Genomic DNA, 22807 nt, shown 5'->3' on the forward strand with positions numbered 1-22807 from the left:
GAGCTCTTGCGACGAAGCAATCCAGACTGTCTCTGCGGAGAGACTCTGGATTGCTTCGCTGCGCTCGCAATGACGGGGTGAGAGAGTGAGGCGCACGCATCACGCCGCCTCCGCGGACAGGCCGAGCCACTGCCGCACCCGCGCATCGGGGTCGGCGTTCTGGGTGACGTCGCTGACGACGGCGATGGAATCCGCGCCGGCGGCAAAGATCTCCGCGGCGTGCTCGAACTTGATGCCGCCGATCGCGACCAGCGGAATGTCGCCGATGCGCTTCTTCCATTCCGTGATCTTTGGAATGCCCTGCGGCTCGAATCGCATCGACTTCAAGGTGGTGAAGAAGATCGGGCCCAGCGCGACATAATCGGGTTTGGCGGCGAGCGCGGTGTCCAGCTCCGCATCGTCGTGGGTGGAAACGCCGAGCGACAGGCCGGCCTCGCGGATGGCGCCGAGGTCTGCGTCGGCAAGGTCCTCCTGGCCGAGATGCAGATACTTTGCACCGGCGACAATCGCAGCGCGCCAATAGTCGTTGACGACCAGCTTGGCTTGCGTGCCCGCGGTGATCGCGAGCGCATCGGTGACCATCTGGAGCGATTGGGAGTCGTCGAGGTCCTTTGCGCGCAGCTGGATGGTGCCCACGCCGAGTTTGGTCAGGCGCTCGACCCAGGCGAGGCTGTCGACGACCGGATAAAAGCGATCAGGATACGGCATGCCAGAACGGTGTCCCAACGACAGGGGTGGAAGGAGAGGCGAAATCGCGTGCGTTCATCAGCCCGGCTTCGTAAGCGGTGCGGCCGGCCTCGATGCCGAGGCGGAAGGCGTTGGCCATCGCGACGGGATCGGCGGCTTTTGCGATGGCGGTGTTGAGCAGCACGGCGTCGTAGCCGAGTTCGAGCGCCTGCGCCGCATGCGAGGGCGCGCCGATGCCGGCATCGACCACCAGCGTGATATCGGGCAGCCGCTCGCGCATCAGCTTGAGCGCATCGCGGTTGGTGATGCCTTTTGCGCTGCCGATCGGCGCGGCCCACGGCATCACCACCTTGCAGCCGGCATCGACCAGCCGGTTCGCGACCGAGAGATCCTCGGTGCAATAGGGGAACACTTCAAAGCCGTCCTTGATCAGGATGCTTGCTGCTTCCACAAGTCCGACCACATCGGGCTGCAGCGTGTCATTGTCGGCGATGACTTCGAGCTTGATCCAGGATGTCGCAAACAATTCGCGCGCGAGCTTGGCCGTCGTCACCGCCTCGCGCACGCTGCGGCAGCCGGCCGTGTTCGGCAGCACCGTGACGTCGAGCTCGCGGATCAGATTCCAGAACGCGTCCCCGGTCTTGCCGCCGGCGGATTCGCGCCGCAGCGACACCGTGACGATGTTCGAGCCCGAGGCGCGGATCGCCGACTGCATGATCGCAGGCGAGGGATAGAGTGCGCTGCCGATGAGGAGGCGGGAGGGGAAGGTCTTGCCGTAGAAGGTCACCATGTGGGAGGTGTCTCCTCAAATTCAACTGTCGTCCCGGCGAAGGCCGGGACCCATACCGCGTGATTTCCCTTAGGGCAGCTTGGCAGAGACCTTCCGTCCCAATGAAGGACGGTGGCTATGGGTCCCGGCCTTCGCCGGGACGACAAGGAGAGAGAACGTGCGATCATCTTCACCCTCCCTGCCGCGGCGTGATGATTTCGATCTCGTCGCCGGCCTTCAGCGCGGTCTCGGCCCAGCGGCTCTTCGGCACGACGTCGTAGTTCAGCGCGATCGCGAAATGAGTGCCTTCGTAGTCGAGCTCGGCGAGCAGCGCGTCCACGCTGGCGGAATTCACCTCGCGTTGCTCGCCGTTGACGATCACGCGCATTGCATCACCTCATTGTCGATCTGGCCGCGCTCGACATAAGCGAGCGTCAGCTCGGCCAGCGCCGGCGCGATCAGGAAGCCGTGGCGGTAGAGGCCGTTCACGTTGATCGTGTTGCCGCGAATGCCGATGCGCGGCAGATTGTCAGGGAAAGCGGGGCGCAGGCCGGAGCCGAATTCGACGATGCGGGCCTCGCCGAAGGCGGGATGCACGGCATAGGCCGCACCCAACAGCTCCAGCGCCGAGCGCACGCTGACGCCGGTGTCCTCTGCCTCGATCGAGGTCGCGCCCAGCATGAACAGATTGTCCTCGCGCGGGATCACATAGAGCGGCCAGCGCGGATGGATCAGCCGCACCGGGCGCGCGAGCTGCACCTCGGCGGTTTCGATCAGGATCATCTCGCCCTTGACGCCGCGAAGCTCCGGCTGCTCGTCGCGCGCGGAAAGGCCGCGGCAGTCGATGACGATGCCGTCGAGATCCCCGGCGGTGACGTCGCTGTCGAACTTGATGGTGCCGCCAGCAGCTTTGATGCGCTCGTGCAGTTTCGGCAGCACGCGGCGCGGCTCGACATGGCCTTCGGTCGGGAAGAACAGCGCGTCGCGGAAGCGGCCTTCGAGCGACGGCTCGAGCTCGGCCAGGCCGGCGGCATCGAGCCGGCGATGGCCTGCGGTCATCCGGGCAAAACGCTCGAAGTCGTTGCGCTCGCGCGGATGGGCGACGACCAGCGAGCCGTTGAAGGGCGTGTCGGGCAGCTCGCGCCGCCAGATGTCGAGCGAGCGCAGGCCGAGCCTGGAGATGATGGGTTCGGAAACTTCCGCCTCGCAATAAGGCGCGAGCATGCCGCCGGCCCAATGGCTGGTGGCATCGGTCATTTCGGCGTCACCGCGCTCGTGCAGGGTGACGGCGTGGCCGGCCTGCGCGAACAGCAAGGCCTGCCAGGCGCCCGCAATGCCTGCGCCGATGATGGATACCGGGGAATCCGGTCGCTTGGTCGTCTGCAACATCCCTGTCCCTTCGCCGGCATGACCCGGATCAGGTTCAAAGGGTCACCGCGGTCCTGGGCGGATTTGCCCATTTAGCGGTATCTCAGCTCCTCCTCGGAGCACCCCTCGGAACGGACGGAATGTATGCCAGTGGAGTGGGATGTCAATGTGCTGTCGGTCGTCATGCCCGGGCTTGTCCCGGGCATCCACGTTCTTGATGCGGCGCGAAAGTTCGTGGATGGCCGGGACAAGCCCGGCCATGACGGCGATCAGCGAGCGGGCGCCTGCGCCCGGGCGTTGCGAACGCGCTGGGCGAGCTTACGGTGCGGGACGGTGCCGAACATCGGCTGCGGATTGCCGTTCGGCTCGAGCCAAGGGGCGCTCATATTGGCCTCGCCCATATTGGCGACTTGGACGGCCTCCTGCCGCTGCCGCTTTGCGGCGTAGTAATAGCCGCCGGCGAAATAACGAACGGCTCTCGCATGATCGCCATTGGCGGCGTGATAGGCGCCGGCGAGATATTTCACGGCATAGGTGAGGTTGGTGTTGGGATCGCGCAGGCCGGCGGCGTCGCCGGTGTAGCCGACCCCGCGGGCGGTCGCGAGCTTGATCTGCATCAGCCCGATGGTGCCGCCATGGCCGACCAGGCCAGGCTGATAGCGGCTCTCGCGCATGATGACGCGATGCACGAGCGCCTCCGGCACGCCGTTGGCGCGCGCATGGGCCGCGACCATCTCGGCGTACTCCGCTTGGCCCGCGAATGCCGCCTGCGGCAACGTCAGTCCGGCCGCGAGCAGCGCGGCAACATGTAAAATTTTCATCAGATATCCCGGAGGTCCCTGAGACTGATTGAACGCCTGCGCCCGGCTGCCGTTTAGGCCTCCCGAACGCGGCGATGATGTGACCAAACGCCGCCGTTAACGTTTTCGCGGCGCCGAGCCGCTGTGACGACTCAATGCTGGCGCAGGAGTTCCCTCAGGCGGACAACTCGCGACAGCAGGCCTGTCTATTCGCATGGTCGGACGAAAGCGAGTATGTCACGGCCAGCGAATCGGGAGAGGTGCCATGACAAAATCAACCATGGTCAGTGCCCACACCGGCGAGATCCCCAGACATAACCCCTGTGCCCAATGCGGCACGCCGATCGCGCAGCCCGATTGGATCGAGCCGGGCGAAGGGCGCGTCTCCTATCTCTGGACATGCCACGCCTGCAATTACCGCTTCGAGGCGGTGGCGATCTTCGACGAGGCGGCGCTCGAGCACCCGCCGCTCGCGGCCTGAGTTTCGTTCTTTAGGCATGATTTCGGAAAAACCGCTGCACATTTTTCCGGATCATGCCTCAAGCCGCAAGCCGCGGCTGCTGCCGCACCAGCAACTGCATCCGCTCGATCCCGCGCCCCGCGCGATGGTCGGCGAGAAACGGTGCGCTGCAAAATGTTCCTGAGTGACTTAGGAACAATCACGCGCAGCTCTGATACTCGCGCAGCGCGCGACGAAATTGCAGCGCGCGCGGAACTGGGACTGATCCGGACTGTTTTCTCCGCACAAGTTTTCTGCTGAAGGAGAGGACAATATGTTGATGAAATCGATCGCGGCCGGTCTCGCCGGTACCGCACTGCTCGCAACCGTTGCGTTCGCGCAAAATCCGACCGCCACCACCGACAAGGCGCCGGCTGCCGCCGCCTCGACCACCACCACGACCGCGTCGGGACAGTGGCGTACGTCCAAGATGGACGGCATCAAGGTCTACAACGACGCCAACGAGAACATCGGCTCGATCAATGATCTGCTGATGGACAAGAGCGGCAACATCAAGATCGCCGTGATCGGCGTCGGTGGCTTCCTCGGCCTGGGCGAGCATCTGGTCGCGGTGCCATATGAGAAGCTGAAGTTCGTCAACGAGGCGGTTGCCTACACCGGCGCTGCTGGCAACAACCCGAACAGCGCAGCCAACCGGCCCGCGGCGAGCACCACGACGGGTGCCGCGACCGGCACCGACAACAAGCCCGCGACGACAACGACCGCGTCGTCCTCGTCGAAATGGTATCCGGACCACGCCGTGTTCAATGCGAGCAAGGACGAGCTGAAGAACATGCCCGAGTTCAAGTACTCGGAGTAATTCGGCTCTGAACGGCTAAACGAAGCGCGCCCGGTTTTTGCCGGGCGCGCTGTCGTGTCTTTTTTCGTCTGCCGTCATTGCGACCCTCAGTCCGAGGAGCCCGCTGCAGGCGGGCTCTCGAAGGACGGGGCGGGCGCGGGATAGCCGCTAACGGCCAACTCCGCCCCGCCACTCCGCAATCAGCCTCAGCCATGCCGCCGAATGAAACGCGCTCATCAGCAGATACATCGGCACCATCCCTCCGAGCATCGCCCCGTGTCCGGAGCCGCACAGCACGTCCGCCGGGCCATCGAGCACGGCCGTCAGCACGGCCATGATCGCAAAGGTCGGCGTGGCCGCCAGCCCGAGCCATCTGGCGAGGTGGCGCGCCGCCACCACACCGTTGCGGGTCGCACCGACACTTGCGCTGACGGGACTAGTCACGTCCTTCAGCTGCCTCCTCGCGAAAAGCCTTTTCGCCGGCGGTCGAGATCTCGACCCATTTCTTGTCGGGCGCCGCACCTTCGGTGTAGCTGTCGTGCCAGTTCCACCATTTATAGGTCGGCGTTTGCGGATAACCTTTCGGCGAATCCTCCCAGACCTCCTGCCGTCCCAGCGGCGTGATGTCGAGATAATTCCAGGTGCCGCCCATCTGCTCGTCGCCGCGGCTCTTGACGAAGTAGGTGCGGAAGATGCGCGTCCCGTCGCGGTAGAACACGTTGGTCCCGTGCCATTCGTCGACGCCGAAATCCGCATCGAAGCTGTCGGTGACGGTGACCCATGGCATGGTCCAACCCATCCGCTGCTTCAGCCTGATGATATCGGCCTGCGGCGCGCGCGAGGCGAACACCAGCGTGGTGTCGCGGGCATTCAGGTGTGAGACATGGGCGACCTGATCGGCCACCATCGAGCAGCCGCGGCAGGCGTGATCCGGCCAGCCGAACACGCCCGGCTCGAAGAAGGCGCGGTAGACGATCAGTTGCCGCCGGCCCTGGAATAAGTCGTGCAGACTGACCTTGCCGCCGGGCCCCTCGAACGCATAGGTTTTGGTGACTTCCATCCACGGCATGCGCCGCCGCTCGGCGGCCAGGGCGTCGCGGGCACGGGTATGCGCCTTTTCCTTCACGAGCAGTTGCTGACGGGCGGCCTCCCAGTCCTGCGGCGACACCACCGGCGGTGTTTGCATGGCGGCCTGTCCGTTATTTCCTGCGTTGTCAGCTGATGTCATCATGGCTCTCCAACTTTTCCCGGGCGGTCGTTCCGTATCTCGCTATGCAAGATGCGGAACCGCTCGCCCCTCGCCGCACATTGTCGGCCGTCAACGATCTCTCGCACCAGACAGTTGCGCGGTGGGAGTAACAAGTGTGGCGGGATTTGAATGGAGTCGTTGATCACGGCCGCGGCCCGCGCGCTCGAAGCCGGCGATCCGCTCGGCGCGCTGAACCGCGTCGCGCTGCGCAACGATGCACCTTCGCTGGCGCTGCGCGGCATCGCGATGGCGCAGCTCGGCGATCTCGCGAAGGCGAAGACGCTGCTGCGCAGCGCCGCACGCGCCTTCGGTCCGAGAGAGGCGGTCGCGCGTGCAAGATGCGTGGTGGCGGAGGCCGAGATCGCACTCGTCTCGCGCGACCTGAATTGGCCGGCAAACACGCTCGCGGCGGCGCGGGCGACGCTCGAAGGTCACGGTGACCTCGCCAACGCCGCCCATGCGGGTCACATCGAGGCGCGCCGACTGCTCCTTCTCGGGCGTCTCGACGAGGCCGAACGCACGCTGGCCGAGATCAAGACCACGCCGATGCCCCCGGCTTCGCAGGTCGCCCGCGAGCTCGTGATCGCCGGCATCGCCATCAGGCGGCTCCGAACGAAAGACGCGCGCGTGGCGCTCGGGCGCGCGGCGAGCGCAGCGCGGCAGGCCGGCATTCCAGCACTTGCGGCCGAGGTCGAAGGCACGAGCCGCGTGCTCGATACGCCCGCAGCGCGCCTGATCACGCGTGGGCACGAACGGCCGTTGCTGCTCGACGAGGTCGAGGACCTCGCGACATCGGAGGCGCTCGTGGTGGACACGTTCCATCACGCGGTTCGCAGGCGAGGCATCCTCGTGCCGCTCGGAAGACGGCCGGTGCTGTTCGCGCTCGCCCGCATCCTGGCGCAGGCCTGGCCCGCCGATGTCTCGCGGGAAGCGTTGATCACGGGAGCGTTTCAGGCAAGGCACGTCGATGAATCGCATCGCGCCCGGCTCCGCGTCGAAATCGGGCGGCTCCGCACCAAGCTCGAGCCTCTCGCCGACATCAGCGCGACGAAGGAGGGTTTTGTGCTGACACCGCGCAAGACGCGGCAGGTTCTCGTGCTGGCACGGCCCGTCGAGGAGAAGCACGCCAGCGTGCTGGCTTTCCTCTCCGACGGCGAGCCCTGGTCGAGCTCGGCGCTCGCGCTGGCGCTGGCAACGAGCGCGCGCACCGTGCAGCGGGCCCTCGAAGAGCTAGCACGATCGAACAAGGTGCAGTCCTTCGGACACGGACGGGCGCGGCGCTGGATGACGCCGCCCGTCCCGGGTTTCCCGACAGGCTTGTTACTCCCCGGATCGCTCATGAAGACGTAAGGTGGGATTCACACCACAGGGACCGAGCAGATGAAACGTTCAGCCGCCGAGATCGTCAGGGAATACGGGCCCTTTGCGGGCGTCGAAGCCGTGCACGGCGTCACCTATGACGGCAGCCATATGTGGTTCGCATCCGGCGACAGATTGAATGCGGTCGATCCGGCCGACGGCAAAATCGCCCGCTCCATCGATGTCGCCGCGCACGCGGGAACGGCGTTCGACGGCCGGCACTTGTTCCAGATCGCCGAGGACCGCATCCAGAAGATTGACGCTGCGACCGGCAAGGTGCTCGCCACCATCCCTGCACCTGGCGGCGGTGGCGATTCCGGATTGGCCTGGGCCGAGGGCTCGCTCTGGGTCGGGCAGTATCGGGAGCGCAAGATCCATCAGGTCGATCCCCAGACGGGAAAAATTCTCCGCACCATCGAAAGCAAGCGCTTCGTCACCGGCGTGACCTGGGTCGACGGCGAGCTCTGGCACGGCACCTGGGAAGGCGAGGACAGCGACATCAGGCGGATCGACCCAGATACGGGCAAGGTGCTGGAGCAGCTCGACCTGCCCGCCGGGACGATGGTGTCAGGATTGGAGTCCGACGGCGGCGACCGTTTCTTCTGCGGTGGCGGAGATCGCGGCAATGTGAGAGCGGTCCGCCGTCCCAAACGCGGCTAGCCTCGTGAGGGCTGCCTGAATCCGCGGCAATTGCGCACTCGCAGCCGTTAACCCATTCGCCGCAATTCCACCCCATCGGTACGCTCTAGCGCCCCTCTCTCCCGCCCTGTAAAATCCCTTCCCGGGCGGCCTGGGGGATTGATGCGACTAACTCTGAACTTGAAGACCATCCTGATCGCCGTCGCGGTGCTCGCGGCGTCGTTTTTCATCAGCCTGAAGGCGATGGACTTGCTGTCGCCGCGGGCGACGAATTCCGCGCCGCCGGTCGCGCAACTGCCGCCGCTGCTGCAGGTCGCGAAGAGCTCGATCGTGGTGGCGCCGGTCGCCATCGCGCTGTCGGCGATCCGCGAGCAGGCCGAGAAGGCCGCCCCGCGCAATTTCGCCGGCAAGGCCGAGAACCCGATTTCGCAAATCCTGGAGAACGCCGACATCGGCTGGTCCGCCGTGCGCGGGCCGATGTCGGCGGTCGGCGACAAGGACGTGCTGACGATCTCGACACCGCTCACGGGCAAGCTGAACGTGACGGGATCGCTGTCGTCGAAAGCCACCGGCGCCCTCGGCGAGGCGCTCGGCAGCGTGCTCGGCGGCAATGCCGCAAAACAGATCGGCGCGGTCAACATCAAGAATCTGAACGCCAGCGCCGAGATCAAGGGCAACGTCGTCGTCACCTCGCGGCCGAAGCTCGCGGCCAACTGGCATCTCGAGCCCAATCTCGGCGCCCAGGTCAATCTTGGCGACACCAACCTCAACGTCTCGGGCGCCAAGGTCAACGTGCCGGCGCAGGTGAAGCCGCTGATCGACAAGACCGTCGGCGAACAGATCAACGCCGTCTCCGAACGCATGCGCAACGATCCGACCTTGCGGGAGAACGCGAAGCTGCAATGGGCCAAGGCCTGCCGCTCGATCCCGCTGCAAGGCTCGGGCTCCTCGGCCGCGCTGCCGCCGCTCTGGCTGGAGATGAAGCCGATCCGCGCCATCGCGGCGCAGCCGCGCGTCGATGCGCAGGCCGTGACCCTGCTGCTGGGCCTGGAAGCGGAGACGCGCGTTACGTCCACGCCGACCAAGCCCGACTGCCCGTTCCCCGACAAGATATCGATCGTGCCGCCGACCGGCACCGGTGTGAATATCGGCGTACCCATCGACGTGCCCTTCACCGAGATCAACAAGCTGATCGCGGCGCAGATGGTCGGCCGCACCTATCCCGAGGACGGCTCCGGTCCGGTGGACGTCACCGTCAAGAGCGTCAACGTGATCCCGTCGGGGGAGCGCCTCCTGATTTCGCTGCTGGTGCGCGCCAAGGAGAAGAAGAGCTGGCTTGGTCTCGGCGCCGAAGCGACCGTGCACATCTGGGGCCGGCCGATGCTCGACCAGGCGCAGCAGACGCTGAGGCTCGCCGACATCCAGCTCGCGGTGGAGTCGGAGGCGGCCTTCGGCCTCCTGGGTGCCGCGGCGCGGGCGGTGGTGCCGCAGATGCAGCAGGCGCTGGTACAGAAAGCGACGATCGATCTGAAGCCGATTGCCGCGAACGCACGCGAGAAGATCGCCGCCGCGATCGCCGACTTCCAGAAAAACGAGGACGGCCTCAAGGTCGAGGCGAAGATCGACAGCCTGACGCTGGCCGACATCGCCTTCGACTCCAAGACGCTGCGCGTGATCGCGGAAGCCGGCGGCTCGCTGAATGTATCCGTGACGAAACTGTCGGGAATGTAACGCGCGCCTTTCCTCGACGGGTTCGTGCGCGTCGTCGCTTGCGCCGCTGGCAATCTGGTCGGAGGATGCTAAGCTGTTCCTCGCACCTTCGGACGAGGTGCTGACAGCAGTGTGGCTGATAACGCGAGGACGACATGGAAGCCGGCATGGTCACGCCTGCGCCGGCGCTGGTGCGCTTTTCCGGCATTCAGAAGACCTACGATGGCGAGCACCTCGTGGTGAAGAACCTCGATCTCGACATCAGGAAGGGCGAGTTCGTCACCCTGCTCGGTCCGTCGGGCTCGGGCAAGACGACCACCCTGATGATGCTGGCGGGTTTCGAAGTTCCGACCCATGGCGAGATCTACCTCGCGGACCGGCCGATCAAGAACGTGCCGCCACACAAGCGCGACATCGGCATGGTTTTCCAGAACTATGCCTTGTTTCCGCACCTGACAATTGCGGAGAATATCGCCTTCCCGCTATCCGTCCGCAACACGAACAAGGCCGAAGCGCAGGAGCGCGTGAGGGCAGCGTTGCGCATGATCAAGATGGAAAACCTGGCTCAGCGCCGGCCCGGGCAGTTGTCCGGCGGTCAGCAGCAGCGCGTGGCGCTGGCCCGCGCCCTGGTTTTCAATCCGCAACTCGTGCTGATGGACGAGCCCCTGGGCGCGCTGGACAAGCGCCTGCGGGAGCAGATGCAACTGGAGATCAAGCAACTGCACGAGACGATGGGCATCACCGTCGTCTACGTCACCCACGATCAAAGCGAAGCGCTTACGATGTCGGACCGCATCGCCGTGTTCAACGACGGCATCGTGCAGCAGATCGACAGGCCCGACGCGCTGTATGAGCATCCGGTGAACAGCTTCGTCGCCCATTTCATCGGCGAGAACAATGTGCTGTCCGGCACCGTCGAGACGGTCGAGAAAGAATATTGCCGCGTTGCGCTGGCGGGCGGCGGCGCCGTGACCGCACGAGCGGTCAACGTATCGGGCGCGGGCGCATCGACCTCGCTGTCGGTGCGGCCGGAGCGGATCGCCATTATCCCGGATGGCACCTCCAGCGACCAACCGAACCGACTGCCTGCCAAGGTGCAGAACACCATCTATCTCGGCGACCACGCGCTGGCCGTGCTCGACGTCGCCGACAACAGGGAGTTCATGGTCAAGCTTCAGCCGGGGACGCATGACGGCCTGAGAGCCGACAGCCTGAGAGTTGGCGGCCTTACACCCGGCGATGACGTGTTCATCACCTTCCGCCCGGAGGACTGCCTGGCTCTCGATCCCGTCTGATCCAACGATGCAACATCGCTCCCACGCGGGCGGACCTGCACCGACCAAGCTCAACGCAATTCACGTGAAGAAGAAGGAACAAAGACCATGCTGAAGCGCAAGATTGCACTGGGGTTCGCCGCGGCATTCACCGCCAGCGCGGCGCTGGCCACGGTCGCGCAGGCGCGTGACCTCACCGTCGTGTCGTGGGGCGGCGCCTATCAGGATGCCCAGAAGAAGGTCTATTTCGAGCCGTTCAAGAAAGCGACCGGCGTTGCGATGAACGACGAGTCATGGGACGGGGGCGTCGGCGTGTTGCGCGCCAAGGTGCAGGGTGGTGCCGCCACCTGGGACGTCGTCCAGGTCGAGAGCGACGAACTGGCGGTTGGCTGCGAGGAAGGCCTGTTCGAGAAGCTCGACTATTCGAAGATCGGCGGCGAGGCCGCCTATATCCCACCGTCAGTCAACGCTTGCGGCGTCGGCGCCATCCTCTACGATTTCGTTCTCGGCTACGACAAGGACAAGCTGAAAGAGGCTCCCAAGGGCTGGGCCGACTTCTTCGACACCAAGAAGATTCCGGGCAAGAGGGCCTTGCGTCAGGGCCCGAAGACCACGCTGGAGATCGCCCTCATGGCCGACGGCGTCGCGCCAAAGGACGTCTACAAGGTGCTGGCGACCGACGAAGGCGTCGAGCGCGCGTTCAAGAAGCTGGACACCATCAAGGGCGACATCGTGTGGTGGAAGGCCGGCGCTCAGCCGCCGCAATTGCTCGCCTCCGGCGAGGTGGCAATGACCTCGGTCTACAATGGCCGCATCGACACCGCGAACAAGAACGAGAAGAAGAATTTCGGCATGGTGTGGGACGGAGCGCTGTTTACCCTCGACACCTGGGTCATCCTGAAAGGCAGCCCGAACAAGGATGCGGCCTACAAGTTCCTGGACTTTGTCGGCAAGGCGGAGAACCAGTCGAAACTGTCGGAGAACATTGCTTATGGCACCTCGAACAAGGCCGCAGCCGCTCTGCTCGCGCCTGCTGTTCTGAAGGACCTGCCGACGGCACCCGACAACATCAAGAATGCGGTCGAGATCAACGTCGCCTTCTGGCTCGAGAACATCGACCGCCTGACCGAGCGCTTCAACAAATGGGCAGCGAAGTAGCGCGCCCCGCAGGGCTCGACCAATGACGGATGCGCTCTTGACCGGCGCCAACGCATCGACCGAGGTGCCGCTCAAGCGCCGATTGCGGCGTGCGGAGCGAGCACGCCAGGTCAAGGCATTGGCGCTGGTGCTGCCGCTTCTCGTCTTCCTGCTCTTCACCTTCGCTGGGCCCATCGCCGGCATGCTGTGGCGCTCGGTCGATGACCGGGAGGTGCGCCAGATTCTGCCTCAGACCATCGCGGCTCTCGCCAGTTGGGACGGCAGGGATCTGCCGGACGAAAAGGCCTACGCGGCGCTGGCCGGCGACATCATGGCGGCGCGCGCTTCCGGCACCATTGCGATTGCGGCCAAGCGGCTAAATTACGCACTGAACGGCTTCCGCACGATCCTGACCAGCACCGCACGCAATCTGAAGACCGTGCCCGAGCCCGGCACGGCCAGGGAGACGCTGGGCAAGATCAACCCCGCCTGGCGCGAACGCGCCACCTGGACCACGATCAAGGACGCCAGTGGTCCCATGACCGGCTTCTATCTTTTGTCGGCGCTCGACCTGACGCGGAACGTGGACGGCGCGATCGTCGCGGCCCCGCCGGATCAGGCCATCTACCGCGACGTTTTCGTCCGCACCTTCCTCATCAGCCTCAGTGTCACGGCACTTTGCCTGATCCTCGGCTTCCCGGTCGCTTACTTGCTGGCCGCGCTGCCGCCCGGCCGGTCGAACCTGCTGATGATCTTTGTCCTGCTGCCGTTCTGGACGTCTCTGCTGGTCCGCACCTGCGCCTGGATCGTTCTGTTGCAGGGCAAAGGCGTCGTGAACGAAAGCCTGCTCTGGCTTGACATCATCGATGCGCCGTTGCGCCTGATCTACAACCGCTTCGGTGTCTGCGTGGCCATGACCCACGTTCTCTTGCCGTTCATGATCCTGCCGCTGTACAGCAGTATGAAGGCGATCTCGCCTGCTTACATGCGTGCCGCCGCCTCGCTCGGTGCGCCGCCGGTCGCCGCCTTCCTGCGCATCTACCTGCCTCAAACGCTGCCCGGCATCGGCGCGGGAAGCCTGCTCGTTTTCATCCTGGCGCTCGGCTATTACATCACGCCGGCACTCGTCGGGGGCGCCGCCGACCAGATGATCAGCTACTTCATCGCGCTCTACACGACCGAGACGGCCAATTGGGGCCTTGCTTCGGCACTGGGTGCGGTGCTGCTGCTCGCCACTATTCTGCTCGCGCTCGTCTACGGAAAGCTGGTGCAGGGACAGCAGGTGACGGGAGGGATGAAGAATTGAGCGACAGTCCCTCCCTCCGCACGCCCAGCCAGCGCATCGCGTGGGCCGCGACCATCGTGATCTCCACGCTGGTGTTCATCTTCCTGATCGCGCCGATCCTCGCGATCATGCCGCTGTCCTTCAGCTCGGGCTCGTATCTCACTTATCCGCTGCCGGGCCTCTCCCTGCGCTGGTATGACGACTTCATCAATTCGCCGCGCTGGATGAATTCGCTGAAGAACAGCATGATCATCGGGGTGTCCTCGACCCTGCTGTCGATGGTGCTCGGCACGTTGGCGGCGCTGGGGCTGGCGCAGTGGAAGAGCCGGTTCAAGCCGCTCGTGCTGGCCTTCGTGCTGTCGCCGGTCGTCGTGCCCGGGGTCATCACCGCGGTCGGCCTGTATTTCTTCTTCGCGCCGATCGGACTGACCGGCAGTTATCTCGGCTTGATCCTGGCCCACACCGCGCTGGCGACACCCTTCGTGGTGATCACGGTCGGCGCGACGCTGCAAAGCTTCGACACCAATCTGGCACGCGCCGCCGCCTCGCTCGGGGCCTCGCCGCTTGATGCGTTCCGCCGCGTGATCCTGCCGCTGATCCTGCCCGGCGTGGCGTCGGGGGCGCTGTTCGCCTTCGCGACCAGCTTCGATGAGGTGGTGATCGTGCTGTTCATGGCAGGTCCGGAACAGCGCACCCTGCCGCGCGAGATGTTCAGCGGCATCCGCGAGAACATCAGCCCGACCATCACGGCAGCGGCGGTGATTCTGACCACGGTCTCGGTGATCCTGCTCGCCACGCTGGAAGGCCTGCGCCGACGCAATGAACGGCTCAAGGGCAGCGCGTGAGCGGGATCGGCGCTTCTCTCTCACCCGGCTTGCGGCAGGGCTATCGCCTGTGAGCATGCGCGAGAAGTCGTCATGCCCGGGCTTGTCCCGGGCATCCACGTTCTTCGCGCCGCATGGTTAGACGTGGATGGCCGGGACAGGCCCGGCCATGACGCGGAGGCTTCGCGCCCAAACTCTCGGATCAAATTCGATTGCTTTCCCGCAAGCGGGGAGAGACGAAGGAACACCGCCGCGCCCTGCTTATTTCTCAACCCTCCTCGCACATCCCGGGCTTTGCTCCCGCCAGCGATTGTCGCTAGAACGGCTCCCGCAACAAAGCCCAAACAACAACACAAAGGGAGAAACAAAATGCAAAAACTCATCGCCGCGGTCGCGGCCGGTCTCGCTCTCGCCGCCACTTCGGGCGCCGCGCAGGCGCAGATTTCCGACGACGTCGTCAAGATCGGCGTGCTCACGGACATGTCGAGCCTCTATGCGGACGCGACCGGCAAGGGCTCGCTCGCAGCCGTGGAGATGGCGGTCGCCGATCACGGCGGCAAGGTCGCGGGCAAGCAGGTCGCCGTGGTCTCCGCCGATCACCAGAACAAGCCCGACGTCGGCGTCAACATCGCCCGCAACTGGTACGACAACGACAAGGTCGACGCGATCTTCGACGTGCCGACCTCGTCGGTGGCGCTGCCAATCTCGGCGCTGACGCGCGAGAAGAACAAGATCCACATCAATTCCGGCGGCGGCTCATCCGATATCACGGGCGTCGCCTGTTCGCCCAACACGGTGCACTGGACCTACGACACCTATGCGCTGTCGAACGTCGCCGGCAAGGCGATGGTCAAGCGCGGGGAGGACTCCTGGTTCTTCGTCACCGCGGACTACGCCTTCGGCATGGCGCTGCAGCGCGACGCCGCCAACGTGGTCAAGGAGAGCGGCGGCAAGGTGCTCGGCGAGGTCCGCCATCCGCTCAACTCGTCGGACTTCTCCTCCTTCCTGCTCCAGGCTCAGGCGTCCAAAGCCAAGGTCGTCGCGCTGGCCAATGCCGGCGGCGACACCACCAACGCGCTCAAACAGGCGGCCGAGTTCGGCCTGACGCAGGGCGGCCAGAAGATGATCGCCTTGCTCATGGAGATCACCGACGTTCATTCGCTCGGCATCAAGTCGACGCAGGGTCTGATCATCACCGACGCGTTCTACTGGGACACCAACGAGGAGACGCGCGCCTTCTCCAAGCGCTTCAACGAGAAGGTCGGCCACATGCCGACCATGATCCAGGCGGGGCTCTATTCGGCGACCATGCATTACCTGAAGGCGATCGACGCCATCAAGTCCGACGAGGCACCGAAGGTGATGGAGCAGATGCGCAAGACGCCGGTCAACGACTTCTTCGCAAAGAACGGCAAGATCCGCATCGATGGCCGCATGGTCCACGACATGTATCTGTTCGAGGTCAAGAAGCCCGAGGATTCCAAGGGCGAGTGGGACCTCTACAAGCTGATCGCCACCGTGCCCGGCGACGAGGCCTTCCGTCCGCTCGACAAAGGCGGCTGCCCGCTGGTGAAGGGGAACTAGGACGGATAACCGGTCGGCGTCCTGCGTCGGGGGCTGGTTACGGCGAAGCCGCCTGCAAATATGCAACCACCTTCGCCGCTTCCTCCGCCGAGACGCCGCCATAGGGCTGCATCTTGTTGCCGGATACGACCTCGTCCGGCTTGACCATGAAGCGGGTGAGCTTGTCCTGGTCCCAGACGAAATCGGCTTCTTTCATCGATGAGGAATAGTTGTAGTTCGGCAGCGAGCCGGCTTTGCGTCCGACGATTTTATTGAGGTTGGGGCCCAGACGATTGTCGCCCTCTTTCACCGAGTGGCAGGTTCGGCAGGAATTGTTGAACGCCTGCTGGGCTGCGTCGCTGCTCGCCGGCTGCTGTGCGAGCGAGGCGGGCGCAGACAGCAGCAGCGCCACTGCGCCCGCGAACACGCGCAGCCATGTGCCTTGCGGCGTTTGCGGACGTGATTGCATTGGCGCCTCCATCGGGGATCGCGCCGCAGCACGCGCGCGCATCGGGATGCCGAGGGCCAACGAAAACGGCCCCGGTGGGTTCCGGGGCCGTTTGCGTCACAATGTCCTGTTGCTTACCGCGTCGCGGCGCCGAGGTCGGCGCGGCGCTCCGTCATCGGCAGCACGATGACCTTGGTGCCGACATTGACGCGGGAGTAGAGATCCGAGACATCGTCATTGGTCAGGCGGATGCAGCCGGAGGAGACCTGCTTGCCGATGGTCTCGGGCGCGTTGGTGCCGTGGATGCGGTAAATGGTGCCGCCGAGATACATGGCGCGGGCGCCGAGCGGATTGCCGGGGCCGCCGGCCATGTGGCGCGGCAGATAGGGCTGGCGGGCGATCATCTCCGGCGGCGGGGTCCACGCCGGCCACTCCGCCTTCCTGGTCACCGACTGCACGCCGGACCAGGTGAAACCGTCGCGGCCGACACCGATGCCGTAGCGTATCGCCTGGCCGTTGCCGAGCACGAGATAGAGGTAGGTGTTGGGCGTATCGATGATGATGGTGCCGGGCGCCTCACGCGTCGCGTAGGAGACCGTCTGACGACGAAAGCGGGCGGGTGTTTCAATGACGTCCTGATCTTCGGACGGCGCGGCCTGATAGGGCGTCGCTTGATAGGGTTGGTACGGCTGCGGCGCTGCGATCGGCGGCAGTGGTTGGAAGAACGGGAAGAGCTGCACGGGCGCGGCGTTGGCCGGGCCGGCGAACGCGATCGCGGTGACAGCCACTGCGCCAAACACAACGGCGCGCGAATAAGTCTTCAACGTCTCCAGATTGATCATTGGTCGCCCCTGTTTGCGCGGTGTTGCTTGGCCGCCCCGGCACCGCTTCGGTGCTCTGTTGCGTAAATCACTAACGGCAAGAAGTTTCGGGACGTTTGCGCGGAAAACCGAAAACGGCTTCATGGCGGCAACGATTGTTTCATGACGGTTTCGTGGCTGCGCGGACCCGTTAACGAACAAAACAGCGGGCCGACACTTACATGACGTCACACGCCTGAAATATCCGTGGTTGATGGTCCAAAGCCGAGAATCATAAAAATCTCGGGATTTCCCCATGCGGGTATTAATCGCGACTGACGCCTGGCATCCGCAGGTCAACGGTGTGGTGCGGACGCTGACCTCGCTGGCTGGCGCGGCCAAGGCATTGGATGTCGAGATCGACTTCCTCACGCCGGACGGCTTTCGGTCGTGGCCGTTGCCGACCTATCCGGGGCTGCGCATTGCGCTGCCGAGCGGCAAGGAGATTGCGCGGCGGATCGAGAAGGCGGCGCCGGAAGCGCTGCACATCGCGACCGAGGGGCCGATCGGCTGGGCGGCGCGGGCTTATTGCCGTCGCAACGGGCTCGCCTTCACCACCTCCTACACCACGCGCTTTCCGGAATATGTCTCGGTGCGAACCGGCATCCCCGCGAGTGTCGGCTACGCCGTGCTGCGCCACTTCCACGATGCCGCCGCGATGACGATGGTGGCGACGGCCTCGCTGCGGCAGGAGCTGTCCGAGCGCGGCTTCAAGCGGCTCGGCTTCTGGACCCGCGGCGTCAACACCGAGCTGTTCCATCCCGACTCTCCGGCCAAGCTTGATCTGCCTGGGCCGATCTTCATGACGATGGGCCGCGTGGCGGTGGAGAAGAACCTCGAGGCGTTCCTCTCGCTCGACCTCCCCGGCACCAAGGTCGTCGTCGGCGACGGCCCGCAGAAGGCTGCGCTCGAAAAGAAATATCCTGATGTGGTCTTCCTCGGCGAGAAGAAGGGCGCCGATCTCACCGCCCATCTCGCCGCCGCCGATGTGTTCGTGTTTCCGAGCCTGACCGACACGTTCGGCGTGGTGCAGCTCGAGGCGCTCGCCTGCGGCACGCCGGTTGCGGCGTTTCCGGTGACGGGTCCGAAGGATGTCATCGCCGATCATCCGATCGGCGCGATCGACCACGATCTGCGCGCCGCGTGCCTGCGCGCGCTCACCATGTCGCGCCAGACCTGCCGCAACTTCGCGCTGGAGCGCTCCTGGGAAAACAGCGCGCGCCAGTTCGTCGGCAACCTCACCTCACTTCAGCCCAGCCGTGCCTTGCGCGCCTCGCCTCGCATGGCGCGGCGGCCGGTGCGCGGTTGACCTCAACGTTTTGAACCACAGCGAGAACCTCACCGATGGCTAAGATCATGAACCTTGACGGCACCCAGCAGCTCGACCTCACCCGTGGCACGGTCGAGCAGGCCTATGATCGCTGGGCGCCGGTCTACGACCTCGTGTTCGGGGGCGTGTTCGCCAAGGGCCGGCAGGCCGCGATCGCCGCCACCAACAAGATCGGCGGCCGGGTGCTCGAGGTCGGCGTCGGCACCGGCATCTCGCTGCCGCTCTACGCGCCGCATCTGCGCATCTTCGGCACCGACATCTCGGAGGCGATGCTCGACAAGGCGCGCCAGCGCGTCGCCGAGGGCAAGCTGAACAACGTCGAAGGCCTCGCGGTGATGGATGCCGAGAAGCTCGAATTTCCCGACAACTCCTTCGACGTCGTGATGGCGCAATACGTCGTCACGGCCGTGCCGAATCCGGAAGTCGCGCTGGACGAATTCGCCCGCGTGCTGCGCCCGGGCGGCGAGCTGATCATCCTCACCCGCGTCAGCGCCGATACCGGCATGCGCCGCTTCATCGAGCAGAAGCTGCAGCCGGTGGTGCGCCCGCTCGGCTTCCGCACCGCCGAGTTCGCCTGGTCGCGTTACGCCAAATGGCTGGCCGGTGCCGACGGCATCGAGCTGGCCGAGCGCCGCCTGATCCCGCCGCTCGGTCATTTCTCGCTGGTGCGCTTCCGCAAGCTCGACGTCGCCAAGGCGGCGTAACCCAAGCTCACGGGTCGCGTGCGTCACCGCGTCGCTGCACATTGTCACATGACAAAATGATGATGTCACACGACCTACATCGAATCTCTGTAAATCCTGAACCCGAAAGCATTTGGGGAAGAGCATGATCAAGAACTATCTCGAACAGCTGCGGATCCAGCGCTGGGACGACCATCGCTACTATCACCACAGCCGCATCAATCAGAGCCTGCACTTCGTCAGCGCGCTGAGCTTTCTGTTCGCCTATGTCTGGTTGTTCGTCGATCCCATGGTCTCCGCGCTGGTCGGCTGGCTGGTGTCGATGACCTCGCGTCAGGCGGGTCACTTTTTCTTCGAGCCGCACGGCTACGACCACGTCAATCAGGCGACGCACGAGCACAAGGAAGAGATCAAGGTCGGCTACAACCTTCAGCGCAAGGTGGTGCTGATGTCGATCTGGGCGCTGTCGCCACTGGTGCTGTTGGTCGATCCCACGCTGTTCGGACTGTTCACGCCCTGGGCAGGCGCAACCGACTTCATGCGGCAGGTCGCCAAGATCTGGCTCGTGGTCGGCGGTGGCGGTCTCCTGTTCCGCACGGTGCACCTGTTCTTCATCCGCGACGTCGAGACCGGCCTCGTCTGGATGACGAAGATCCTGACCGACCCCTTCCATGATTTGATGCTCTACCGTAACGCGCCGCTGGCGCTGATGCGCGGCGAGCTGATGGATCCCGGCCTGCACCTCAACCCCGAGCACACGCTGGGCCTCATCGGCGAGCCCACGCTCGAAGAGCAGCACGCCTGAGCGCGCCGTTCTCACCAAGGCCTCCGATGTCTGATGGTTGCGTCATGCCCGGGCTCGTCCCGGGCATCCACGTCTTGGAGTTCTCGCGCGGAGACGCGTGGATGGCCGGGACAAGCCCGGCCATGACGCCGTTGGAGGAACTAGCCTCAGCGCCCGAAGCGCTTGGCGAGCATCTCTTTCAGGATCTGCCGCTTGATGGTCTTGTTGGTGAGGACGCCATCGTGCCACCAGAAGCCGTCGGCCTTCATCTTCTCGGCCGCGCGGACGAAACGCTCGGCGACCTCGGTGAAATCGGCATCGGTGTAGTTCAGGCTGAAGATCAGCCGGCCGGTGCCGACCCAGCTCAAGGACAGGCCTTCGGCGCGAAGGTAATACTGCAGCATCCAGTTGTAGCGGGACGGGGTGGTGTATTTCACCGTCCAGATCGACGAGAAGTTGGCGAACCGCACCGGCAGGTCGGCGCCCTCCATCATCTGGTTGAGCTTTTGCCCGCGGCCGTTCCAGGTCTCTTCCAGCCCGTCATAGACGGCGCGGAAGTTCGGGCTGGCGAGCCGGCTCAGAAACTCGTCCATCGCCGTCATGACGTAGGGGTGCGAGTTGAAGGTGCCGCGGGCGAAGCAGACGTCGGCGGGGCGATCGTCGCGGAAGCGGCGCATCAGCTCGCGTTTGCCGCAGACCACGCCGACCGGCAGGCCGCCGGCGAGGCTCTTGCCGTAGGTCACCATGTCGGCCTTGATGCCAAAATATTCCTGGGCGCCGCCTGCGGCGAGGCGGAAGCCGACGAACACTTCGTCGAAGATCAGCGCGATGCCGCGCTCGGTGCAGACCTCGCGCAGCTGCTTCAGCCACGCGGTGTAGGCGGCGCGGTCGAAATTGCCGCCGCGGGAGGAATCGACCAGCGAGGAATCGCCGGGCGCGTTGCCGTTCGGATGCAGGCCCTGGAGCGGATTGACCAGCACGCAGGCGATGTCCTTGCGCGTGCGCAGCACGTGCAGCGTCTTCTCGGACATCTCGGCGAGGGTGTAGGTCTCGTGCGCGGGAATCGGATTGCCGACGCCGGGCTGCACGTCGCCCCACCAGCCGTGATAGGCGCCGGCGAAGCGGACGAGATGGCTGCGCTTGGTGTGATAGCGCGCGAGCCGCACCGCCTGCATCACGGCTTCGGTGCCGGACATGTGGAAGGACACTTCGTCGAGGCCCGAGATCTGGCAGAGCCGCGCCACGTTCTCGAGGATGACGGGATGGTAGGGGCCGAGCACCGGCCCGAGTGCGTGCGCCCGCTTCTCGGAGCCCTCGATGCATTCCTTGTAGAAGTCGTTGCCGAAGATGTTGACGCCGTAGGACCCGGTGAGGTCGTAGGAGGTGTTGCCGTCGACATCCGTGACGGTGACGCCGCGCGACGACTCCACGAAAGTCGAGGTGCCCAAATGCTCGCGAACCAGACGCGAGAACTGGAACGGCACGCGGTAGGTCTCGGTGAAGTGCAGGTCGGAGATCTTTTCCGCCGCTTCCTTCGTCATCGCGCGGCCCTTGGGGTAGCGCTCGGCGTAGAGGCTTGCGAGGCGGAAGAAGCCTTCCTTGCGCCGGGCCGCGATGTTCGCGGGCGCGCCATCGCAGGCGAAGTACGCATCGCCCTCGAATTCGTAGAACGGGAGCAGCTTTGCCACCCGGCGCGACATTTTGGAGTGACCGGCCAGCGAGCGGTGCTTGGCGCGGGACAATTCGATCCGCGCCTTGATTTTCGGGAAGGCGGCGGCAGCGGACGCTGCGGCGGCCACGGACAAAGAAAGAATCGGGAGTGTCGTTTCCATGACAACAAGCGCTAATACTGCGAGCTGACAGATTCATGACAGTCAAAGCCCTCATCGCCTCTTTCACCCAGCAGGAAGACCTCAACTTCCTGTTGACCAACCGCATCCCCCGCGCGGCGCTGACCCGTTTCATGGGCTGGTTCTCCAAGATCGAGAACCCGCTGGTGCGGGACGGCTCCATCGCGCTGTGGAAGCTGTTCTCCGACCTCGATCTGTCGGAGGCGCGCAAGACCCATTTCAGGAGTCTGCACGACTGCTTCACACGGGAGCTCAAGCCCGGCTTGCGGCCCTTTGATCCGGACCCCTCCATTGTCGCCAGTCCGTCCGACGGCATCGTCGGCGCCCATGGCCGGATCGCCGACACCGAGCTGTTCCAGGTCAAGGGCGCGCCGTACTCGCTACTCGATTTGCTCGGAGACTCCGTGCTGGTCGACCAGCACCGCAACGGCTCCTTCGTCACGCTGCGGCTGACCTCGAGCATGTATCACCGCTTCCACGCGCCTTTTGACGCGCATATCGAGCGCGTCACGCTGATCCATGGCGATGTCTGGAACGTCAACCCGATCGCGCTGAAGCGGGTCGAGCGTCTGTTTTGCAAGAACGAGCGCGCGGTGATCCGCACGCATCTGCCGACGGGCGAAGCCGTGACGCTGGTGCCGGTCGCCGCGATCCTGGTCGCGAGCATCCGGTTGCACTTCCTCGACATGGTGCTGAACGCGCAGACCAGGGGGCCGGTCAATTTCCCCTGCGACGTCAACGTGGCCAAGGGCGAGGAGCTCGGCTGGTTCGAGCACGGCTCGACCATCATCATCCTCGCGCCCGGCGATTTCACCTTCTGCGAAGGAATCGCCGAGGGCGTGCGCATCCGGGCGGGTCAAGCGCTGCTGAGAAAAAACTAGCCTTCAATC

24 protein-coding genes and 1 riboswitch are annotated in these 22807 nt (G+C 64.8%); of the genes, 14 read left to right on the forward strand and 10 right to left on the reverse strand.

Annotated features, from left to right (window positions below; translation table 11 throughout):
• Nucleotides 1-99: 99 nt before the first annotated feature.
• The 5 genes from AC0L27_RS11150 to AC0L27_RS11170 form a co-directional block, all read right to left on the reverse strand.
• The gene (locus AC0L27_RS11150; protein WP_473318947.1) at nucleotides 100-708 is read right to left on the reverse strand and encodes a thiamine phosphate synthase; all 609 of its coding nucleotides are present in this window, start codon (nucleotides 706-708) and stop codon (nucleotides 100-102) included.
• The gene (locus tag AC0L27_RS11155; protein WP_354205216.1) at nucleotides 695-1477 is read right to left on the reverse strand and encodes a thiazole synthase; all 783 of its coding nucleotides are present in this window, start codon (nucleotides 1475-1477) and stop codon (nucleotides 695-697) included. The genes AC0L27_RS11150 and AC0L27_RS11155 overlap by 14 nt, the downstream gene beginning before the upstream one ends.
• Before the next feature lie 169 nt (nucleotides 1478-1646).
• Entirely contained in the window at nucleotides 1647-1844 is a 198-nt protein-coding gene (gene thiS / locus AC0L27_RS11160) for a sulfur carrier protein ThiS (RefSeq protein WP_254141651.1), read from the reverse strand.
• On the reverse strand, nucleotides 1835-2845 hold the full coding sequence (locus AC0L27_RS11165) for an FAD-dependent oxidoreductase (protein WP_354205218.1): 1011 nt from the start codon (nucleotides 2843-2845) through the stop codon (nucleotides 1835-1837). The genes thiS and AC0L27_RS11165 overlap by 10 nt, the downstream gene beginning before the upstream one ends.
• A riboswitch (TPP riboswitch) is annotated at nucleotides 2833-2961 on the reverse strand. Its footprint overlaps the gene before it by 13 nt.
• A gap of 132 nt (nucleotides 2962-3093) precedes the next feature.
• Nucleotides 3094-3645, reverse strand: coding sequence for a lytic transglycosylase domain-containing protein (locus AC0L27_RS11170; protein ID WP_354205220.1), 552 nt, complete (start codon nucleotides 3643-3645; stop codon nucleotides 3094-3096).
• A 244-nt stretch (nucleotides 3646-3889) separates the two neighbouring features.
• Between AC0L27_RS11170 and AC0L27_RS11175 the strand changes: the two genes are divergently transcribed.
• Both AC0L27_RS11175 and AC0L27_RS11180 read left to right on the forward strand, forming a co-directional pair.
• Nucleotides 3890-4105: a hypothetical protein gene (locus tag AC0L27_RS11175; RefSeq protein ID WP_354205222.1), complete on the forward strand. Its 216-nt coding sequence runs from the start codon at nucleotides 3890-3892 to the stop codon at nucleotides 4103-4105.
• Nucleotides 4106-4397: 292 nt separating this feature from the next.
• Nucleotides 4398-4943 carry a PRC-barrel domain-containing protein gene (locus AC0L27_RS11180; RefSeq protein WP_275173963.1) on the forward strand — a complete coding sequence of 182 codons (546 nt, stop codon included), beginning with the start codon at nucleotides 4398-4400 and terminating at the stop codon, nucleotides 4941-4943.
• Nucleotides 4944-5090: 147 nt separating this feature from the next.
• Here the strand turns inward: AC0L27_RS11180 and AC0L27_RS11185 are convergent, their stop codons facing one another.
• The gene (locus AC0L27_RS11185) at nucleotides 5091-5366 is read right to left on the reverse strand and encodes a hypothetical protein (protein WP_354205224.1); all 276 of its coding nucleotides are present in this window, start codon (nucleotides 5364-5366) and stop codon (nucleotides 5091-5093) included.
• Entirely contained in the window at nucleotides 5359-6153 is a 795-nt protein-coding gene (locus AC0L27_RS11190; RefSeq protein WP_354205226.1) for a DUF899 domain-containing protein, read from the reverse strand. Before AC0L27_RS11190 ends, AC0L27_RS11185 begins: the two co-directional genes overlap by 8 nt.
• A 147-nt stretch (nucleotides 6154-6300) precedes the next feature.
• On the opposite strand from AC0L27_RS11190, the gene AC0L27_RS11195 reads away from it, so the two are divergent.
• The 8 genes from AC0L27_RS11195 to AC0L27_RS11230 all read left to right on the forward strand — a co-directional run bounded on the left by AC0L27_RS11195 (nucleotide 6301) and on the right by AC0L27_RS11230 (nucleotide 15983).
• The gene (locus AC0L27_RS11195) at nucleotides 6301-7521 is read left to right on the forward strand and encodes a helix-turn-helix domain-containing protein (protein ID WP_354205228.1); all 1221 of its coding nucleotides are present in this window, start codon (nucleotides 6301-6303) and stop codon (nucleotides 7519-7521) included.
• Between the two features lie 30 nt (nucleotides 7522-7551).
• A complete protein-coding gene (locus AC0L27_RS11200; protein WP_275173956.1) occupies nucleotides 7552-8190 on the forward strand; it encodes a Vgb family protein in 639 nt (212 codons plus the stop codon).
• A gap of 141 nt (nucleotides 8191-8331) precedes the next feature.
• Entirely contained in the window at nucleotides 8332-9900 is a 1569-nt protein-coding gene (locus AC0L27_RS11205) for a DUF4403 family protein (protein ID WP_354060432.1), read from the forward strand.
• Nucleotides 9901-10034: 134 nt separating this feature from the next.
• Nucleotides 10035-11174, forward strand: a complete 1140-nt coding sequence (locus AC0L27_RS11210; RefSeq protein WP_473318951.1) for an ABC transporter ATP-binding protein — start codon at nucleotides 10035-10037, stop codon at nucleotides 11172-11174.
• Nucleotides 11175-11261: 87 nt separating this feature from the next.
• Nucleotides 11262-12311 (forward strand): ABC transporter substrate-binding protein, encoded by a 1050-nt coding sequence (locus AC0L27_RS11215; RefSeq protein WP_354205233.1) that lies wholly within the window; start codon nucleotides 11262-11264, stop codon nucleotides 12309-12311.
• Between the two features lie 22 nt (nucleotides 12312-12333).
• Nucleotides 12334-13596, forward strand: a complete 1263-nt coding sequence (locus tag AC0L27_RS11220; protein WP_354205235.1) for an ABC transporter permease — start codon at nucleotides 12334-12336, stop codon at nucleotides 13594-13596.
• Nucleotides 13593-14420 carry an ABC transporter permease gene (locus AC0L27_RS11225; protein ID WP_354205237.1) on the forward strand — a complete coding sequence of 276 codons (828 nt, stop codon included), beginning with the start codon at nucleotides 13593-13595 and terminating at the stop codon, nucleotides 14418-14420. The genes AC0L27_RS11220 and AC0L27_RS11225 overlap by 4 nt, the downstream gene beginning before the upstream one ends.
• A 348-nt stretch (nucleotides 14421-14768) precedes the next feature.
• Nucleotides 14769-15983 carry an ABC transporter substrate-binding protein gene (locus tag AC0L27_RS11230; protein WP_354205239.1) on the forward strand — a complete coding sequence of 405 codons (1215 nt, stop codon included), beginning with the start codon at nucleotides 14769-14771 and terminating at the stop codon, nucleotides 15981-15983.
• 37 nt (nucleotides 15984-16020) lie between these two features.
• Here the strand turns inward: AC0L27_RS11230 and AC0L27_RS11235 are convergent, their stop codons facing one another.
• Together AC0L27_RS11235 and AC0L27_RS11240 are read right to left on the reverse strand one after the other, a co-directional pair.
• On the reverse strand, nucleotides 16021-16431 hold the full coding sequence (locus AC0L27_RS11235; protein WP_354205241.1) for a c-type cytochrome: 411 nt from the start codon (nucleotides 16429-16431) through the stop codon (nucleotides 16021-16023).
• 113 nt (nucleotides 16432-16544) lie between these two features.
• Complete coding sequence (locus tag AC0L27_RS11240; protein ID WP_354205243.1) at nucleotides 16545-17252, reverse strand: L,D-transpeptidase; 708 nt, start codon at nucleotides 17250-17252, stop codon at nucleotides 16545-16547.
• 274 nt (nucleotides 17253-17526) lie between these two features.
• Between AC0L27_RS11240 and AC0L27_RS11245 the strand changes: the two genes are divergently transcribed.
• The 3 genes from AC0L27_RS11245 (at nucleotide 17527) to AC0L27_RS11255 (ending at nucleotide 20088) form a co-directional block, all read left to right on the forward strand.
• On the forward strand, nucleotides 17527-18579 hold the full coding sequence (locus AC0L27_RS11245; RefSeq protein WP_354205245.1) for a glycosyltransferase family 4 protein: 1053 nt from the start codon (nucleotides 17527-17529) through the stop codon (nucleotides 18577-18579).
• A 35-nt stretch (nucleotides 18580-18614) separates the two neighbouring features.
• Nucleotides 18615-19304: a class I SAM-dependent methyltransferase gene (locus AC0L27_RS11250; protein WP_106945316.1), complete on the forward strand. Its 690-nt coding sequence runs from the start codon at nucleotides 18615-18617 to the stop codon at nucleotides 19302-19304.
• Nucleotides 19305-19428: 124 nt separating this feature from the next.
• Nucleotides 19429-20088 carry a hypothetical protein gene (locus AC0L27_RS11255; RefSeq protein WP_354205247.1) on the forward strand — a complete coding sequence of 220 codons (660 nt, stop codon included), beginning with the start codon at nucleotides 19429-19431 and terminating at the stop codon, nucleotides 20086-20088.
• Nucleotides 20089-20234: 146 nt separating this feature from the next.
• Here AC0L27_RS11255 and AC0L27_RS11260 read toward each other — a convergent pair whose 3' ends face one another.
• Nucleotides 20235-21899 carry an aminotransferase class III-fold pyridoxal phosphate-dependent enzyme gene (locus AC0L27_RS11260; RefSeq protein WP_473318962.1) on the reverse strand — a complete coding sequence of 555 codons (1665 nt, stop codon included), beginning with the start codon at nucleotides 21897-21899 and terminating at the stop codon, nucleotides 20235-20237.
• 35 nt (nucleotides 21900-21934) lie between these two features.
• Between AC0L27_RS11260 and asd the strand changes: the two genes are divergently transcribed.
• Nucleotides 21935-22798 (forward strand): archaetidylserine decarboxylase, encoded by an 864-nt coding sequence (gene asd, locus AC0L27_RS11265; protein ID WP_354205251.1) that lies wholly within the window; start codon nucleotides 21935-21937, stop codon nucleotides 22796-22798.
• Nucleotides 22799-22807 lie beyond the last annotated feature (9 nt).

Source organism: Bradyrhizobium sp. Ken51 (genome assembly GCF_055807435.1).